The 16,860-nt window shown below is 71.3% G+C and carries 17 protein-coding genes and 1 pseudogene; 6 read left to right on the top strand and 12 right to left on the bottom strand.

From position 1 onward, the window contains the following. Positions 1-57 precede the first annotated feature (57 nt). Complete coding sequence (locus B4N89_RS07805; protein ID WP_078975171.1) at positions 58-387, bottom strand: putative quinol monooxygenase; 330 nt, start codon at positions 385-387, stop codon at positions 58-60. 58 nt (positions 388-445) lie between these two features. On the opposite strand from B4N89_RS07805, the gene B4N89_RS07800 reads away from it, so the two are divergent. Continuing rightward, positions 446-805, top strand: coding sequence for a MerR family transcriptional regulator (locus B4N89_RS07800; RefSeq protein WP_078975169.1), 360 nt, complete (start codon positions 446-448; stop codon positions 803-805). A gap of 12 nt (positions 806-817) precedes the next feature. On the opposite strand, the gene soxR is transcribed toward B4N89_RS07800, so the two are convergent. Continuing rightward, the gene (gene soxR / locus B4N89_RS07795) at positions 818-1,282 is read right to left on the bottom strand and encodes a redox-sensitive transcriptional activator SoxR (RefSeq protein WP_078975167.1); all 465 of its coding nucleotides are present in this window, start codon (positions 1,280-1,282) and stop codon (positions 818-820) included. 92 nt (positions 1,283-1,374) lie between these two features. On the opposite strand from soxR, the gene fdxA reads away from it, so the two are divergent. Continuing rightward, on the top strand, positions 1,375-1,701 hold the full coding sequence (fdxA, locus tag B4N89_RS07790) for a ferredoxin (protein WP_078975165.1): 327 nt from the start codon (positions 1,375-1,377) through the stop codon (positions 1,699-1,701). A 13-nt stretch (positions 1,702-1,714) separates the two neighbouring features. On the opposite strand, the gene B4N89_RS07785 is transcribed toward fdxA, so the two are convergent. From B4N89_RS07785 to B4N89_RS49680, 4 genes are all read right to left on the bottom strand, one after another. After that, a complete protein-coding gene (locus B4N89_RS07785; RefSeq protein ID WP_201260808.1) occupies positions 1,715-2,269 on the bottom strand; it encodes a GNAT family N-acetyltransferase in 555 nt (184 codons plus the stop codon). Continuing rightward, positions 2,266-2,937 carry a lasso peptide biosynthesis B2 protein gene (locus B4N89_RS53330; protein ID WP_414646407.1) on the bottom strand — a complete coding sequence of 224 codons (672 nt, stop codon included), beginning with the start codon at positions 2,935-2,937 and terminating at the stop codon, positions 2,266-2,268. Before B4N89_RS53330 ends, B4N89_RS07785 begins: the two co-directional genes overlap by 4 nt. A gap of 101 nt (positions 2,938-3,038) precedes the next feature. Further along, a complete protein-coding gene (locus tag B4N89_RS07775) occupies positions 3,039-4,880 on the bottom strand; it encodes an albusnodin/ikarugamycin family macrolactam cyclase (protein ID WP_078975159.1) in 1,842 nt (613 codons plus the stop codon). Between the two features lie 84 nt (positions 4,881-4,964). Then, positions 4,965-5,108, bottom strand: coding sequence for an albusnodin family lasso peptide (locus B4N89_RS49680; protein WP_161500665.1), 144 nt, complete (start codon positions 5,106-5,108; stop codon positions 4,965-4,967). Positions 5,109-5,297: 189 nt separating this feature from the next. Here B4N89_RS49680 and B4N89_RS52960 point away from each other — a divergent pair. Both B4N89_RS52960 and B4N89_RS52955 read left to right on the top strand, forming a co-directional pair. Further along, positions 5,298-5,522, top strand: a pseudogene (locus B4N89_RS52960) (helix-turn-helix domain-containing protein); the annotation flags it as partial. 273 nt (positions 5,523-5,795) lie between these two features. Then, positions 5,796-6,587, top strand: a complete 792-nt coding sequence (locus B4N89_RS52955) for a transcriptional regulator (RefSeq protein ID WP_321170728.1) — start codon at positions 5,796-5,798, stop codon at positions 6,585-6,587. A gap of 3 nt (positions 6,588-6,590) precedes the next feature. On the opposite strand, the gene B4N89_RS07765 is transcribed toward B4N89_RS52955, so the two are convergent. From B4N89_RS07765 to B4N89_RS07750, 4 genes are all read right to left on the bottom strand, one after another. Next, on the bottom strand, positions 6,591-7,334 hold the full coding sequence (locus tag B4N89_RS07765; protein ID WP_078975155.1) for a glucose 1-dehydrogenase: 744 nt from the start codon (positions 7,332-7,334) through the stop codon (positions 6,591-6,593). A gap of 67 nt (positions 7,335-7,401) precedes the next feature. After that, the gene (locus B4N89_RS07760) at positions 7,402-8,400 is read right to left on the bottom strand and encodes a TolB family protein (protein ID WP_078975153.1); all 999 of its coding nucleotides are present in this window, start codon (positions 8,398-8,400) and stop codon (positions 7,402-7,404) included. Further along, positions 8,397-9,710: an MFS transporter gene (locus B4N89_RS07755; RefSeq protein WP_078975151.1), complete on the bottom strand. Its 1,314-nt coding sequence runs from the start codon at positions 9,708-9,710 to the stop codon at positions 8,397-8,399. The genes B4N89_RS07760 and B4N89_RS07755 overlap by 4 nt, the downstream gene beginning before the upstream one ends. 138 nt (positions 9,711-9,848) lie before the next feature. Further along, positions 9,849-11,339 carry an alkaline phosphatase family protein gene (locus B4N89_RS07750; RefSeq protein WP_078975149.1) on the bottom strand — a complete coding sequence of 497 codons (1,491 nt, stop codon included), beginning with the start codon at positions 11,337-11,339 and terminating at the stop codon, positions 9,849-9,851. Positions 11,340-11,661: 322 nt separating this feature from the next. Here B4N89_RS07750 and B4N89_RS49675 point away from each other — a divergent pair, with 322 nt between their 5' ends. Both B4N89_RS49675 and B4N89_RS07740 read left to right on the top strand, forming a co-directional pair. Further along, positions 11,662-12,873, top strand: coding sequence for a putative Ig domain-containing protein (locus B4N89_RS49675; RefSeq protein WP_078975147.1), 1,212 nt, complete (start codon positions 11,662-11,664; stop codon positions 12,871-12,873). 327 nt (positions 12,874-13,200) lie between these two features. Continuing rightward, positions 13,201-14,085 carry a LysR family transcriptional regulator gene (locus B4N89_RS07740; RefSeq protein WP_161500664.1) on the top strand — a complete coding sequence of 295 codons (885 nt, stop codon included), beginning with the start codon at positions 13,201-13,203 and terminating at the stop codon, positions 14,083-14,085. A 20-nt stretch (positions 14,086-14,105) separates the two neighbouring features. Here B4N89_RS07740 and B4N89_RS07735 read toward each other — a convergent pair whose 3' ends face one another. Together B4N89_RS07735 and B4N89_RS07730 are read right to left on the bottom strand one after the other, a co-directional pair. Beyond that, positions 14,106-14,996: a hypothetical protein gene (locus B4N89_RS07735; protein ID WP_078975143.1), complete on the bottom strand. Its 891-nt coding sequence runs from the start codon at positions 14,994-14,996 to the stop codon at positions 14,106-14,108. Further along, positions 14,993-16,858 (bottom strand): class I SAM-dependent methyltransferase, encoded by a 1,866-nt coding sequence (locus tag B4N89_RS07730; protein ID WP_143657890.1) that lies wholly within the window; start codon positions 16,856-16,858, stop codon positions 14,993-14,995. The genes B4N89_RS07735 and B4N89_RS07730 overlap by 4 nt, the downstream gene beginning before the upstream one ends. Between the last annotated feature and the right edge of the window lie 2 nt (positions 16,859-16,860).

The following is a 16,860-nucleotide window of genomic DNA, read 5'->3' as shown; positions in this document are numbered from 1 at the left end:
CATGCAAGGCGCTCGACCGGGTTGTCGGTCGAGCGCCTTGCATGTGCGGCGTGTGGCTCAGGCGGGGATCGGGTCGGGCTCGGCGTATGGGCTGAGCATGGTGTCGAAGTAGGCCTCCGGGGCTTCCTCCAGGTAGGTCGACAGGTTGTCCAGGAAGGCGCGCAGCGACGGCAGCGCGTTGTGTCGGTCCAGGTCTTCCTGGGAGCGCCAGACCTCGTAGAGGAAGAAGCGGCCGTCCTCGTGCTCGTGGAGGTGGTACTCCAGGTTGCCCGGCTCTTGCCGGGTGGGTTCCACGAAAGAAGAGAGGGCGCGCCGGACTTCGTCCGCGTACTCCGGCCTGGGGCGCAGGAAACCGTAGAGGGCCAGGGGGCGATCCGTGTTCGTCATGACCCCACGCTAAGATCTCACATCGATGTGAGATTCAAGGAGATGTGAGGAGCAGCACATGAAGATCGGTGAGCTCGCCGCTGCTACTGGCACCCCGGTCCGTCTGCTGCGCTACTACGAGGAGCAGGGCCTTCTGGAGCCCGACCGCCTCGACAGTGGCCACCGCCGCTACGGCGACGGCGCCCCCGCCGTGGTCCGGCGCATTCGGGCGCTGTTGGACGCCGGCCTGCCGACCCGCGTCATCCGCGACCTGCAGCCGTGCATTCGCCAAGACGGCACGATCGCGGAATGCACGCTGGAGACCCTTCAGGAACACCTCGAAGGTCTGGACAACCGGATCTCCGCGCTCGCGGAAACCCGCACCTCTTTGGCCGGCCTCATCTCCGCCACCCAGGCCCACGAACAGGCCCTCGTCTAGGACGGCGGCCTCTCACACGCGTCGGGGTCCGACACCCTCTTCGCCGAGCGTGTCGCCCGGGTTCAGCAAAGCGCACGCCTTCATCGACAGGCATCCGCAGCCGATGCACCCGGTCAGCTCGGCCTCAAGCCGCTCGATGGTCTGCCGGCGCTCCTCCAGTCGACGCTTCCAACCGCGCGAGGCGCGCTGCCACTCCTGGTGGCTGGGCGGACGGTCGAGCGGCACATCGGCGAACGCCTCCCGGAGGTCCTGCAACGGGATACCGATTCGCTTGGCCACCGAGATCAACGCGACTCGGCGCAGCATGTGGCGCGGGTAGCGGCGCTGGTTGCGGTCGTCGCGTTCGGACGCGATCAGGCCCAGCTCCTCGTAGAACCGCAGAGCGGAGACGGCCGCCCCGGTCCGGGTACTCACCTCGCCGATGGTCAACCAGTCGTCCGGGCGGGCCCGAACCTCACCGGAACGGTAGCTCGTCATGGGCAGCCCTTCTGTTGACCTCAACATTACTTGAGGTCATACGGTCGGCCGCGTCGCAACGGTACGAACGACCTGGAAGGGACCGCAGTTCGATGACATATGTGATCGCTTTGCCCTGTGTGGACGTCACCGACAAGGCATGCATGGAGGAATGCCCCCTCGACTGCATCTACGAGGGAAAACGCATGCTCTACATCCAGCCGAACGAGTGCACCGACTGCGGCGCGTGCGAGCCGGTGTGTCCCGTCGAAGCAATCTACTTCGAGGACGACATGCCGGAGGAGTGGCGGCACTTCACCGACGTCAACGCCGAGTTCTTCACCACCCTCGGCGACCCCGGCGGCAGCGCAAAGGTCGGCCCCACCGGCCGGGACCACCCATTCGTGTCCGCACTCCCACCCCAGAGCGACTCGGCTTGACCCAGTCGGCCATTCAGGCCGGTTCCAACGACGTCGGGATGGCGTCCATCAGGACTTCGTCCACCCGACTGCCGGCCCACAGCGCACTGCGGCGGCGGTGGCCGATGCGTTGGAATCCCGCTCGCGTGTAGGCCCGGATCGCCGCCACGTTCGGTTCCAAGACCGCGAGGAACACGTTCTCCAAGCCGGCTTCCTCGAAGGCGAAGTCGAGTACCAGACGGGTGGCGGGGGCCGCGAGTCCTCGGCCGCGGCCTTCCTCGCCCAGGGTGATGAAGAACTCGGCCGCTGCGACGGGGCGGTCGATGGACAAGGTCGCGGTGCCGATCGGAAGCGGCCCCTCGTGAGGATCCGTGCGAAGGCGGTCGTACACGGTGAAGTGAGCGTTGGGCCCCGAAATCATGACGTCGAGTGCGGCGCGGAGCACTTCACGTTCCTCCGGCTCGAAGCGCCCGTTGCCGCGCATGACCACCGGGTCGTTCGTCCAGCGCAGGTATGTGTCCAGCAGGTCGTGGCGCCTGGGCCCGATGGCCAGGGATTCGGTGGCGCGCACGATTTCGGGGCGGGTCAAGCTGATGGGAATCGCCTCCCGGGGATACGCAGAACGGGCGTGTAGGCGGTGGTCTCCACCGGCTCTTCGACGTAATGCCCGGTCTCGGTCTGCTCCATCCACGCGTGGAATCGGATCGGGTCGGGCGCGACCCCCTGGCACCATGTGGCGCCGTGCCCGTGGAGTGCGAGGAGCAGGAGCGCGGCGGTGGTTTGTTCGAGGCAGGCCGCACGGGTGGGGCACCATCGGGCAACGCGGCGGACGGTGCGCACGGCTTCCGCAGCGGTGGCCATATCGGCCTGGGGTGCCCGGCGCAGCGCATTCCATCGTGTGACGGCGCGGACGAGGATCAAGTGTCGTGCGAGCGAGCGGTGGGATCGTCCGAGCCGAGTCGTAAGCGCTGCGGTCGCCAAGCTCACGGAAGCCGCGATACGGGCCGGGCACCGGTTCGACGGAGCCGATGGGAGTGCCGTGGGGGCGGTGCGGGTGCCGTGACTGGGACCGGGGTCGTGTCCGGGCAGCGGGGCGTGCCACGGTCCCGGCTGTGGTGCCGGGACAAGGATTCCGGCGTCGAGCAGGGCGCCCTGCAGTGCCTGGGCTTCGCCTGCGGTCAGGCCGGCCGTGTGCGCCGCGGTCCGGGGGTCTCCGGTCGCCGCGTAGGTTCGCCACCAGGTGGCGGCGGGTTCCATCAAGGTCCGGACGGCTCCTCCCGAGGTGTCCATGAGCACGATCACGCCGGGGCCGGCGAAGTCGACCGCATGGGTGCCGGCGGCGACGGCGACAGGGGCATTCACGCTGTTCCCGGAGGTGCCGGATCGGGTGAGGGGAGGTTGTGCCAGGTCGGTACGCGGGCTGCGTGATGGGCCCGGAGCCACATCTCGCCGGCGATGACGGGTTCGATGCGGTCGGATCCGATTCCGGCTGCCGTGTGGCGCACAGCGATTCCGAGCATGTCGACGTCCAGGAGGGCGAGTTCGGCGAGGTGGCCGTCGGCCAGGTTCAGGACTTCGTCCAGATGCGTGCGAAGGCCGCGGATGTGGTCATCGGTTGACTGTCCCTTGGTTTTCCGTGCGCTGATCGACGGCGGCAGAAGGCCGGGCATTGCCTCGAGCAGGAGGGGTTTGTAGGCGTCGGGCCGTGTGCGTTGACGGGACGGACACGCGAGCGCCGCAGCGACCACGGCGGAGTCGACGAACGGATTGTGCAGACGAACCCCGGTGAGGGCGAAGGCGAGATGGGCGTCTGCGGCGGCTGTGCGGCCGATCTCGCCGATCTGCTGCCACGTGACCGCATTCCCCCGGTCGGCGAGCGAGGGTTCATACCGCGCGGCCCGTGCCGCGTCGAGGTAGGCGTCTGCGGCAAGGCCGCAGGCGTCCCGGGTCGCCCACGTCGGAGGACATTCGACGGGCAGCAGGGCGATGCCGCCGGGCACGTCGGCGTCCCCGGTGAGCACGTCTGCCACGCGTCGCAGCGAGAGGGAGCGCGAGGTGCGACCCGCCGTCCGGGCCTGCCGCAGCACCCGGCGCGGGTGGGCGCCGTGCAGGTGGGCCCAGCCCAGGGCGTGCACCACCGCGCTGCGGCGGTGCCCGGTGCGGAGGAGATCGGCGAGGTACACCAGCGGCGGGCACAGCAGGGTGTCCCCGCCGTCGCCGGTCAGGTGTGCGGTGGTGTCGAATACGTCTCGGGCTGTGATGAGTTGGTGGGTGAAGTAGACGTGTCCCACTGCGGCGGGCGGCGCCTCGTCGGTTGCGGGCAGCACTGCGTGTACGTCGGTGTAGGGCTGGTGGCGATCGTCGAGCGCGAGCATGTGGTGCCTGATGGCGGGATGGTGCGCGGCATCGGGGACGTAGTCCAGGTCGCCGCCGGTTGCGGCGTCCTTGTGGTGGACGGTGATGGCGCCGATGGTGCGGTTTCGTTCGGCGAGGGCCCTCGCGCCGATCCTGGTCAGGGCGACAGAGTCGAAGCCGCCGCTGAGATCGGCCGTGGGTCGACCGTTCTCTGTCAGGACTCGCAGGGTGACGGAGGCCGTCAGGGCCCGGCCGAGTCGCGATGCCGCCTCGGCGTAAGTGGCCGTGGGGTCCGCGCTCCATACGGGCACCTGCGTGCTCGTGCCCGTGGGTGCCAAGTCGACCCGGTGGCCGGCGGGTACGCGGTGCACGCCGGCGAACGCCGTGCGGGTTGCCAGGGCGTCCGGGAGTGCAGGGGTGAGGATGCGGATCGCCAACCATGTGTGGTCGACTCCGGCACGGGTCAATCCGGCCAGGACTCGCGCCGAGGTGGACCACGCGAGCCCGGACGCGACGACCGTCCAGTAGATCGGTACCGCTGCGGCGAGGTCTGCGTGGACCGTCGTCGCGGTCTCGGTGATCTCGATCAACGAGTAGGCGCCGGGCCATCGAGTGAGGTCCGTGGGGTGTACACCCCGTACCGCCATGGTGGTCAGGGCGTCCTGGTCTGCTCCGCAGTCGCCCATCACACACACCACCCGCCGCGGCGAACGTGCGATTCGGCCTGCGGGCATCGGCCCGTCGGGCATCGACCATACGGGCAGTTCCTCATGCAACTCGGCGAACACGGGTACCGGCAGCGGCGTGTGGCGTTCCTTGGCGACGAATCCGCCCACGATCGTCATTCGGTCGTACTCCCTTCAGGTCCGGGAGGGTCGATGGTGTCGGCCCGCACCCGGGTTGCGGGTGCGGGCCGGGAGCCGTGGTGATCAGCCGATCGTCGAGCTGTAGACCTTCCGCTTGTTCTCACTGCCGCTTGCCGTGCCACCGCGCGTCAAGGCGCCGGCGGTGCCCAAGTTGATCGGAAGGACCGGACGCGGGTGCCGGGCGTCGTGGACATTGGGCTGCTTCATCTGAATGCCTCCTGGAGCCGAGAGACGGCGGAGATGCCGTCCCGATCCAGCAGAGCACCGGCAGCCGCCTCCGGGCCTGTGACGTGCGTGTCCCGCACGCCGTGTGCAGATCCTGCACATCTTCTCGACGGAGTGTGATCTTCCGGCTACGGTGGGGCGGAATTCCCTGCATCGGTCCGGGGGCGCGCGATGGCAGATCTGTGGGACTCGCCGCACGTGCGAACACTTGTCCGCGAACGTCGAATCGGGCTCCTGCTGCGGGCCGGACGCACCGCGAAAGGTCTGCGACAAGCGGATCTGGGACTCCTCATCGGCTACTCGGCGTCTGCCGTCTCGCGCCTCGAATCGGGGCGAGGCAAGGACGATTTCGCGAAGGTCAGAGCCGCCGCCGTTGCCGTGGGCATGCCACCGCGCGTCCTCGCCGCAGTACTCGGCGTGACGGAACCGTCACGGACTAGGGTGGTTCCGACCGCCGACCGGCGGGACGAGGAGGATCCCATGCGCCGACGCTCGCTGCTGACCGCCTCGCTCGCCGCCGTCCCGGTGGCGCTCATGGCCGGCGTCGACGAAGCACTGGCGTCCATCCCCACCACCGCCGGCCCCGCAGGTTCCGCCGATGTGCTCCAACGCCTACGCCTTGCCCGCAGATACTTCGACACCGGTGACCACGCCAGACTCGCCGCCGCCATGCCGGATCTGCTCGCAACCGCGCACACCGCCGCCCAACAGGCCGACGACGAGGCGGCATCGGCCCGCCTCGCCGCGTGCTACGACCTGTGCACGCAGCTTCTGTCCAAGATCGGTCGCTACGGTGCGGCCCGTACCTCCGCCGACCGGGCGACCGTCTACGCCCACCAATCCGGATCGCCTCTCGCGCAGGCTGCGTCGGCGCGCATGTTGAGCATCGTGCTCCGACACCAGGACCGCAAGGACATCGCCCGCCGGGTCACCCTCGATGCGGCTGCTCGCGTCGAGAAGACGGGCCTGCGGACCCCGGAACAGCTCGCCGTGTATGCACAGATGTTGTGTACATGCGCATACACCGCCGCCGGTGCCGACGATCGAGAGACGGCACTCGAACTCATTCGGAACGCCGGCCGAGCAGCGGACCGACTTCCCACACTTCGAACCGGGCGGGAGACGTTCACGGTCACACCGGCGTCGGTCGCTCTGTACGAGGTGGGTGTCCGCTGGGAACTGGGTGACGCGGGGGCCGCCGTTCACGCCGGACGCGAATTGCGAGCAGAGCATTTCGACACCCCCGAACGGCGCGGCCGACTGCACACCGACATGGCACGCGCATGGTGGCTCTGGGGCAAGCCGGACCAAACCATCGAAGCCTTGAACGCGGCGCTACGCGAGGCGCCCGCGGAGGTTCGAGACAGGCCTTCCATGCGAAAGCTGACGAGTGACCTCGTGCAACGCCACCCCCGTGCGGTCGGTGTGAATGACCTCGTGCGAGCGGTCGGCATTCGGTGAGGGTCAGCCGAGGCCGCCGTTGGTGTGGAGGGTTTGGGCGGTCAGCCAGCGGGCTTGGGGGCCGGCCAGGAAGGCGATGACGTCGGCGATGTCGGTGGGGAGACCGAGGCGGCGTAGGGGGGTTCGGGCGGGGACGGCGGCCAGGGCCTCTGGGGAATTCGCGGCGTTGAGGAGGTCGGTGTCGGTCGCGCCGGGGGCGACCGTGTTGACGGTGATGCCTCTTGGGCCGAGTTCGTGGGCGGCAATCTTGGTGAGTTGTTCCAGCGCGCCCTTGCTTGCCGCGTAGGCCGCGATGCCGGGAACCGGGCGGATGGTGTTGAGGGTGGAGACGTTGATGATTCGGCCGCCGTCTCGCATGTGGCGGGCCGCGTAGCGGATGGTCAGGAAGGGGGCCCTCGTGTTGACGGACAGGACGTGGTCGAACTCCTGCTCCGTCAGCTCGGCGATCGGGGTCGAGGCGGTGCCCGTCGCGGCGTTGTTGACCAGGATGTCCAGGCCGCCCAGGTGTTCGTCGGCCGTCGTCATGAAGGCTTCCGCCGCGCCCGGTTCGCCCAGGTCGACCTGGACGGCCCGGGCTCGGCCGCCCGCGGCCTCGACCGCGGCGACCACCGCCTCGGCGGCGGCCTCGTCCTTGACGTAGCCGAACACCACCTCCGCGCCGTCCCCGGCCAGCCGCTCCACCACCGCCCGCCCGATCCCGCGCGAGCCGCCCGTGACCACCGCCGACTTGCCCTTCAACACCGACATGCCCTACCTCCGACGGTTCGATCTTCCGTTTCGCTCGGAGCCTGCGCCGCCTGCGGGTCGCGGAAACTCAGCCGCGCAGGACGGCCGGGGACAGGGCGTGCGGGATCAGCAGGTTCGGACGGCCCGTTCCGTCGGCGCGCACCGTCCAGATGTCGCCGCGCAGGTCGCCCGGCAGGCTGTACGCCACCCGTTCCGCGTCGAGCCATTCCGCCTGGTCGTCGAGAGTTCGCGTTTCGGCGAGCGGGGTTTCGACGTTGGTGGCCAGGTTCAGCACGAACAGGTGCCACGGGCGGTCGGCGTCCGCGCCCGGGACGCGCTTCTTGTACGCGACGCGCGTGCCGTCGGGGGACAACGACGGGCATTCGGCGTTCTCACGCACCGTGCGCAGCGTACGGGCGGCCACGTCGCCGCGGGCCAGCCAGGTGTGGCCGCCGGTGGCCACCGTCGCGTAGAAGGTGTTGTCGTCGGCCGCGAAGGTCACGCCCCACACGTTGACGTCGGGGGAGCGGACCGTCTCGTCGCCTCGGCGCAGCGTGTACGACTCCAGGTTGTCGTCGAGTCGGCCGCCGCGGGTGTCCAGGATCGCGGTCCGGGTGGAGAAGTTCAGGCCCGCGTACGACTCGCCGTTGACGAACGACGTCCACGCGACCAGTCGGCCGCTCGGCGAGACCCGGGCGCGTGAGGGGGTGCCCGCCAGCGCGCGCCGGCTCGTCTCGCGCAGATTCGCGTCCAGGAGCACGGCGTCGTAGGTGCCGAGCGCCAACCGGGCCGGCTGGAGGCACACCCCCGTGCCGTGGGCGGCGTGGAAGACCAGGCAACCGCGCGCGGCCACGGCCCGCGGCTCACCGGGGCGCGCCGCGTCGACCGCCGCGAGGTGGTCCCGGCCGGCGTCGGCGGCGGTGCTGCGGAAGACGATCCGGCCCGGACGGTCCAGGCTCAGCGCCGTGTAGTCGCCGTCCCGCCCCGCGCGCCCGTCGCCCGCCGCGCGCAGGGTGTACAGCACGGCGAGGCCGACGAGCAGGGCGGTGACCACGGTGAGCACGGTCAGGCGCGCGGTACGGGTCATCGGGAGGCCCCCTTCGATTCGGCGCCGGAGCCCGGGGCGAGCGTGCCGCCGGCCAGCAGCGCGAGGGCGGCGAGCAGGGCGAGGGCCAGCCCGGCGGCGGCGAGCAGCACGGCGGTGTGCGGGCCGTACAGGGTCCACGCCGCGCCGAACCCGGCCGCGCCCAGCGCCCGTCCGCCCGCCTGTCCGGTCTGTACCAACGCCAGCGCCCCGCCGCGCAATTCGGCCGGTGCGGCCGGTGCGGCAAGCGCCATCAGGACGCCGTCGGTGCCCGCGTAGAACAACCCGAGCAGGGTCGGGACGGCCACGATCAACGCCCGATCCGGCAGCGGCGCGAGCAGCACCAGGTAGCCGCAGAGCAGCGCGACATGACCGGCCAGGAAGACCCGGCCGCGCCCGTACCGGTCCCCGGCGGTGCCGGCCGGAACCGCGCACAGCAGGAAGACCAGCGCGGTGCCCAGCGGCAACAGCGGGAACAGGTGCGGCGACAGGTCGGTGTGCCGTTGCAGCAGCAGGTACACCATCGCGTCCCCGACGGTCGCCGCGCCGAGCAGCAGCGCGGCCGTACACACCCGGGCGAAGCCCGGCACCCGCAACACCGCCGCCGCGTCCCGCAGTCGCACCGGCGCGCGCCTCACCTCGAACCTGCCGATACCACCGGCCGGTTCGCGGACGAACAGCAGCAGCACCAGCAGCCCGAACGCGGCGAAGCAGAAGCTCAGTACGAACACCGCGTCGTACGCGTCGGCCGTCACCCACAACACCGCGAGCGCCACCGGCGGCCCGAACAGCGCCCCCGCCGTGTCCATCGCCCGATGCACCCCGAACGCCCGCCCCTGCGCATCCGGCGGCGCGGCCATCGAGATCAACGCGTCGCGCGGCGCGGTCCGCAGCCCCTTGCCCGCCCGATCCGCCGCGAGCACCCCGCCGATCGCCGCGACCCCGCCTGCGGCCGGCAGCAGCAGTTTGCATCCCGCCGAGATCCCGTAGCCGACCGCGGCGACCGTGCGGTGTCGGCGGAATCGGTCCGCGACATGCCCGCCGAGCAGCCGCGATGCCGCGGTCGCGCCGTTGTACAGCCCATCGAGCATGCCGAACGCCATGGGGGAGAGCCCGAGTCCGAGCACGAGATACACCGGGAGCACCGCGGTGACCATCTCGGCCGAGACGTCGGTCACCAGCGAGACCACGCCTAGGACGAGCACCACGGGCGCGACCCGCCGTACGCGACGCCCGGTGGGCGGCGGAGCCTGCGCCCTCGAATCACGCGTACCGGACGCGAGGTCGGCGGAACGGCTGGACGACAGATACATCCGGAACCTCCGGGCGGCCGGGCACGGGAAGGAGCAAGGGAAGTGGTGGGCGCCGAGGGCCGTTTCGAGCCCTCGACACCCACACCGCTCGACGCGTCGAGCGATCGGTATCGGCTCAGGGCCGGAACTCGACGACCATCAGAACCAGTTCACGATCCAGCGAAACGCGGCCACGGCTTTCGCCCCGGCGGAATCGGTGGCGGTCACCTCCGCCGCGAACGTCCCCACACCCCACGCCCGACCCGAGATCACACACGTCGACGCGTTCACGAACACACCCGCCGGCAGATTCCGCCCGGAACACGAATACGGCGCCGTCCCACCCGAGACCCGAAGCGCCAGACTCACCTGCTGATTGAACTTCGACGTCTGCGGCCCCGGATCGGCGATCGTCACCCCACCGGAAGGCGTCGAGGTCACCGTCCACCCGAAGGAAACCGGCGCCGACACCGCGCCCAGGCCGTCCGTCGCCGACACCGTCACCGTCGAACTCCCCGGCACAGTGGGCGAACCCGACACCGCACACCCACCACCGGCAGCGGACAACCCGGCCGGCAGACCCCGGAAGGCGCACGTGTACGGGCCCGTCCCACCCTGCACCCGCACCGCCAACGACACCGGCACACCCACCACACCCGACTGCGCCCCCGGATCCACCACCGACACCGGCGACGGACCACCGTCGTCCCACACCTCGGTGATCGGGGTCGCGGTCGACGCCTGGCCGGAGCGCCGGGTGCCGTACATGTCCTCGAAGGTGCGCAGCAGGCTGTAGTGGTCCTTGCGGCCCGCGTATTGTCCGGGCTTGACGTGCGCGCCGTACAGGATGGTCGCGATCCGGTTCTCGCTGCGGAAGTTGTCCTCGTCCCACGTGACCACCAGCAGGCTGTTGTGCGTCTTGGCCCATTCCGCGTAGCCGCTCAGCTTGTTCCTGGTCCAGGTGTCCCCGGTGGAGATCCCGCACGCCGGGTTGAACAGACGGTCGTGCATGTCGTTGCACAGGTTGGGCACCACGTAGGAGACCGTGGGCAAGCCGGCGTAATCCGTCGGGAACGCGGTCATCGGATACGTGGTGGCGGCGGGCACGTTGGCGAAGGACAACCACGGGTTGTGCTTGCGCGCGTACGAACCGCTCGTACACGCGCCGGGGTTGGCCGCCGACCAGTCCTCGTTGTAACTGCCCCATGTGGCACCGACGTCGATCAGCTGCCGGGCGAGGTTGTCCGCGCTGTACGGCGCACCCGGCGGCGGACACTCGTCGCCGGTGACGCCCTGGGTGGAACCGGAGAACATCGCCAGGTAGTTGGGCTGACTGGGGTGCGTCTCGCCGTGGAAGTCGGTCAGGGAGGCACCGCCGGCGGCCAGTTGGTTGAGATACGGCGCCTGCGAACTGCCGATGATCTCCTCCTGGTTGGCGTTCTCGTGCACGACGACCACCACGTGGTCGTAGCGCGGGATCGCGGCGGCGGATGTGCGAGCGGCCGGCACCCGCTCGGACGGACCGGCCGAGGCGGGGACGGTGACACCGGCGATCGCGCCGAGTACGAACCCGACGGACAATGCGACGAGGGTGGCGGATCGGGGTTTGCCCCGGGCCGTCGACCGGGACCCGGATCGGAAGTGGGCCATGACCTGGCGCCTCCTTGGCGTGGACGAAGCGGAACCGCAGCGTGGATTCGGCGACCGGACGAAACAACGCCCGCCGCGCACCGGGGAGTCGGCCCTCGTCCACCGAGCGAGAGCCGGATTCCGCGCGGCGCAAGGCGCCTGAACTGGCCCGACGGCACGCCCGCTCGGCCGGTCGGCGCGGCGATCGCCGGTCGTATGCCGACCCGGCGCGCATGTATCGATGCCGAAGCGGTGCGCCGCCGAAGCAGCCATGTCGTTCCGTCATGAATGCATGCCGGACCGGTATTGGACGCGGGTGAGAACGGCCTCATCTCCTGGAAACATGAACAGATCACGTTCCGCGACCCCACCGAAAACCCGTCCCCCGATCGGCGCCGCCCCACGGCCCGGTCGCCGCCGGACCATCCGCGCCCCGCGCATCGCCCGCACCGCCGTCGCCGCCGCGCTCGCCACGGGCCTGGCCACGGCCGTCGGCATCACCCCCGCGCACGCCGCCGACCCGCCCCACGTCCGGTGCACCCTCGCCGACGCGCGTATCGGCGAATCCAGCGGCCTTGCGCCCAGTTCGCGGCATCCGGGCATCGCCTACACGCTCAACGACAGCGGGAACACGCCCGACGTGTTCGCGATCGACACGAACACCTGCCGCACCGTCGCGGTGTTGCACGTGTCGGGCGCGACCAACACCGACTGGGAGGCGATCTCGGTCGGCACCGACGACGCGGGCAACCCCGCGATCTTCGCGGCCGACATCGGCAACAACCTCGGCACCCGAACCCAGGTGACGCTGTACCGGATCGCCGAGCCCGCGACGCTCGCCGACGCCACCGTGCCCGCCACCGGCTTTCCGCTGCGCTTCGCCGACGGCGCGCACGACGCGGAAACCGCGCTGATCGACCCGCGCGACAACCGCCTGTACGTGGCGAGCAAACTCTTCGGCGCGCCCGGTTCGCTCTACCAGGCGCCGCTGAGCCTGCGCAGCGACCAGGTCAACGAACTCACCCGGGTCGGGCCGGCACCGGACACCTCGACCGACGGCGCGTTCGCGCCCGACGGACGCTCGTTCGCGATCCGCAACTACTCGGACATCACCGTGTATTCGGCGCCCGGACAACAACTCGCCAAGTTCGCCGCGCCGAGCACGACCCAGGGCGAGTCGTTGATGTACGCCCCCGACGGCAAGTCGCTCTACGTCGGCTCCGAGGGCGCGAACAGCCCGCTCTGGATGGTGCCGTTGCCCCCGGAGGCGATCCCGGGCGGCCCGGGGCCCTCGACGGTGACGATCGCCGATCCGGGGCCGCAGACGTCGAAGTTCAATCAGCAGGTGAGTCTGGCGCTTCGGGTCTCGGGTGGGACGGCGCCGTATTCGTGTTCCGGGCGGAATCTGCCGGCGGGTGTGTTCGTGAACGCGTCGACGTGTGTGATCTCGGGTCGGGCGTGGGGTGTGGGGACGTTCGCGGCGGAGGTGACCGCCACCGATTCCGCCGGGGCGAAAGCCGTGGCCGCGTTTCGCTGGACCGTGAACTGGTTCTGATCCACAGTCGTAGCGAACGGATTGCAACGAGTCGATTACCCGATCCGTCCACGGCGCACCGGTCGAACCGTGCCGGTCGCCGCGCAACGCGGCACCGCCGGGCGGGCCGGCGCGGTATTCGAGGCAGTCGCCCCGGGCGCCGCACCGGCTCGCGCGGTCGCTCCGTCATCGATGTCGCGCCCCGTTTTCAGTCGCCCCCCGGCACCACGTCTCACCCTGGAGGAACACCATGGTCGACAGGCACCGTGCGGCACTCCGAGCGCCATCCCGCACCCGGGCACACGAGCGGGTCGAGATCCTGCTCCCGGGCGGAGGCATCGATACCCCGTGACCCTCCAACAGTTGCGCTACCTCATCGCCGTCGCCGAGCACGGCAGTCTGACCGGCGCCGCGCAGGAGCTGTTCGTCGTGCAGCCCGCGCTCTCCCGGTCGTTGCAGAGCCTCGAACGCGAGCTGAACGTCGTCCTGTTCGCCCGGGTCGGCCGAGGTCTCGTGCCCACGGCGGCCGGGGTCCAGGTGATCAACCTCGCACGAAAGGTGCTGCGCGGCGTACAGGCGATCAAGGACATCGTGCACGTCGAGGAGCCGACGCACAGCGGCACCGTGCACCTCGCCGCGACCGCCACGCTCGCGATCGAGTGCACCAGCTGCCTGCTGCCGGGACTGGCCAAGAAATACCCGGAGTTGCACATCGTGGTGGACCGACAGGACAGCCGGGAGGCGCTGTTCGCGTCGCTGCGTTCGGGGACGACCGACATCGCGATGGTGGACCTGCCGGCCCCCGGAGGCTTCGAGGTGTTGCCGCTGCGCTCGTACGAGGTGGTGCTGGTCTCGCCGAAGGACACCCGGCTGCCGGATCCGGTCTCCTGGACGGACCTGGAGGAGTTGCCGATGATCCTGCCGTCCCGGCGCAGCGCGCGGCGGGCCGACTTCGAGATGTTGTTCGCCACCGCCGGGGTGCGGCCGACGGTGGCGATGGAGACGGACGACCGAGGGGCCTGGATCCCGTGCGTGGTGGCCGGGCACGGATCGGTGCTCTGGTACGCCGATCTGGCCCAGCCGTTCGCGTCGAGTGTGGCCGTGCGGTCGATGAGCCCGAGGCTGATCCGGACGGTCGGCATGGTGCGCGGGCGCGGCCCGATCAGCCGCGAGGTGCGCACGTTGCTCGACTACTCCCGACGCCAGGGGGTCCAGGAGATCGAGTACGTGTGAGCCCCCGCGCCCGGGTCGGCCTATGCGACCCGGGCGCAGGGGGATCCGAGTGCGGCGCTGAGGACGCGCGGGGCCGGTTCGCCGGCGCGGGTGTAGGTGTGCACCAGCGCCCGGCGGACGGCCGCGAGCGCGGCGCCGGGCACCACCGCGATCGTGGACCCGTCCGCGCCCGGCAGCGGGCGGGCCTCGATCGCGCCGGCGGCCAGGGCGTTGCCGACGGGCCCGGCGGTCGGTCCCGTGGTCGATACCGTGGTCGGCCCGCCGCCCGCCCGCCGAGGTACCGCCAGGACGAAGCGCAGGCCGAGCCCGGCCGGGTCGAACGGCACGTGGCTCGGCGCGCCGGTGCCGTCCCCGAACACCATCACGTGCCCGGCCCTGGCGAACAGCGCCACCGCGCCCAGCGGCGGATCGGTGAGCCGGATGCGGGACCGGTGGGCGTCGCCCGGCTCCGGGTCGTGGAACGCCGCCTCGATCAGCGCCGCCGTACAGGCCAGCGGGACGGCCGCGGACAGCCCCGTGCACTCCGGCAGGTCGGCGTGTACCAGCAGATCGAGCCCGCCCGCCCCGGTGATGCCCGCGAGCACCGGGCGGGCCCACTCCGGGACCGGGCCGACGTCGCCTCTCGGGTCCACCTCGACGCCCTCGTCCGGCCGGTCGATCGAGCCGAGCCGCAACCTCCCGTCTGCGCGCGGCGCGGCGGCGACCACCACCCGCCAGGACAGCGCCACGGCGGCGCCCGGTCCGGCCCGTGAGCCGGACCGGCGCAGCACGTACGGCGCGGACCAGACCCCGGCCGGCGGTCGGCCGAAGGCCTGCGTGAAGGCGAACGGCACCAGGCGCAGCACGGGCGCCGCACCGCGAGCGGTGGGCAACGCCGCCGCGGTCGGCGGGCCGCTGTGCGGGCGGGTCATCCCGGATCCTTTCGGGCGAGGAGACGGTAGGCGTTGCTCATGCCGTGTTCGCCCGCCACGCGAGCGAGGACCGCGCCGACGGCGTCCAGCAGTACGGCCGCGACGAAGCACGGCACGGAGAGCGTGACCAGCGCGATCCGGCGGGCCCGGCGCAGCGGGGTCGGGCCGCCGGGGACCCATGGCATGGCGGGGTCGGGTCCGAGTGCGGTGAGGGCCTGGGAGACCGCGCCGGTGAAGTCGTTGCCCTGGTGCGCCCGGCCGTGTTCGCGGGCCAGCACGGTGAACCCCCGCGCGTGGAGCGCGCCTTCGAGGTTGCGCCAGGGCATCAGGTGCTGGTGCTGGGGCTGGAACAGCGGCAGCCACAGGCCGCGCAGCAGCCGGCCGTACCGGCACTGCGGATCGGGCAGTTCGATCAGCAGCCGGCCGCCGGGGACCAGGACCTTGGCGGCGGCGTCGAGTTCGGCGAGCGGATCGCGGGTGTGTTCCAGGTAGTGGTGCATGCCGACCGCGTCGTAGCCGCCCGCCAGGTCGTCGGCCAGCTCCGGGAACTGGCCGCGATACCCGGTCCGGATCCAGCCGCGCCGCTCGGCCTCGGCGACCCCGTCGCCCATGTCGAGGCCGTCGAAGACGGTGTCCGGGAGCACGGTGCGGCCGACCACGCACATGTGCCCGTGGCCGGTGCCCACGTCCAGCCAGGCGCGCGGTCCGGAGTCCTCCGGTGTGTGCCGGCGCAGCAGTTCGGCACGGGCGCGGTAGGTCCGCGACATGGTGCCGAACAGCGCCTCGGCGCCCGCGCCGCCGAGGCCGTCGTAGAAGTCGCGGTAGTAGTAGTCCAGTCCGGCGAGAGACAGGCGCGGGTTCTGGAAGACGTGGGTGCAGTCCCGGCACCGTTCGAGGGTGAAGCGGCCCGGCTTGCCCTGAAGGTGGTCGCGAACCCGGCGGTGCACGGCGAGCCGGTCCGAGCCGCACCACGGGCAGGTGTCCCGCCGTTCCTCGAAGAAGGCGTCGAGGCCGTCGGCGACGCTGCGTTCGTACGCCGGGCGCAGCGCCGCCGGATCCGGCGCCGGCCGCTCGGGCGCAGCGGTCGGACGGGGCCCGGCGACCGCGCGGAGCCAGCGCGGCACGGCCAGGAACGGACGCAGCGCGCCGGCCCGGCCCAGGTCGCGCGGCCGCACCGGCGAGTGGCCGGCGACCACGGCGAAGGGCTGCGCCCACATGGCCAGGAAGACGACCGCACCCCAGAACGGGCTGGTCACACCCGCGCCCGCGTACGCGGCGGCCTCACCCAGGTTGCCGATCAGGGTCGGCCACACCGGCACCCCGTTCGCCCGCAGCCGACGTTTGCGCAGCGCGGGGTCGGGACGCGTCGCGGACAACGCGGGCGCGACCGCGTGGCCGGTGCCGTGTGCGGCGAACGGCTTGAGTCGGGCGATGAGTTCGATCAGTTCGGGGGCGTCGGGATCGACCGGGTCGTCGGCCGGTACGGCGGCTCGGCGCAGCACGTCCTCGTGCACGATCAGCGCGTGGCCCGCGCCTCGGCCGCGGGCGAGGGGGTCGCGGTGAATGCGGTGCGGGTCCAACCGGCCCAGCAGGGTGAGCAGTTCGTCGCTGGGCAGATCGCCGGGAACCAGATCGAGCAGGAGCAGGTCGTGCTGCTCGGCGTGGGCGACCGCCGCACGGATTGTGGCCTCGTCCGGGTGGGCACCGGTCGCGGATATGCAGGTCCAGGCGCCGGTCTGTCCGCCTTCGGTCGGCGTGGTGGTCAGCATGGGCAGCGCGCGCAGCCGCCGCCGCAGCGTGCGCGTGCCGCCCGCCAGGCCGAGCCCGATCAGCAGGGCGAGCCACGGAAACGGTCCGTCCACGG

The organism is Embleya scabrispora, from assembly GCF_002024165.1.
In the GTDB taxonomy this organism is placed as follows: Bacteria; Actinomycetota; Actinomycetes; order Streptomycetales; family Streptomycetaceae; genus Embleya; species Embleya scabrispora_A.
This window is presented reverse-complemented; position numbering and strand designations above follow the sequence as displayed.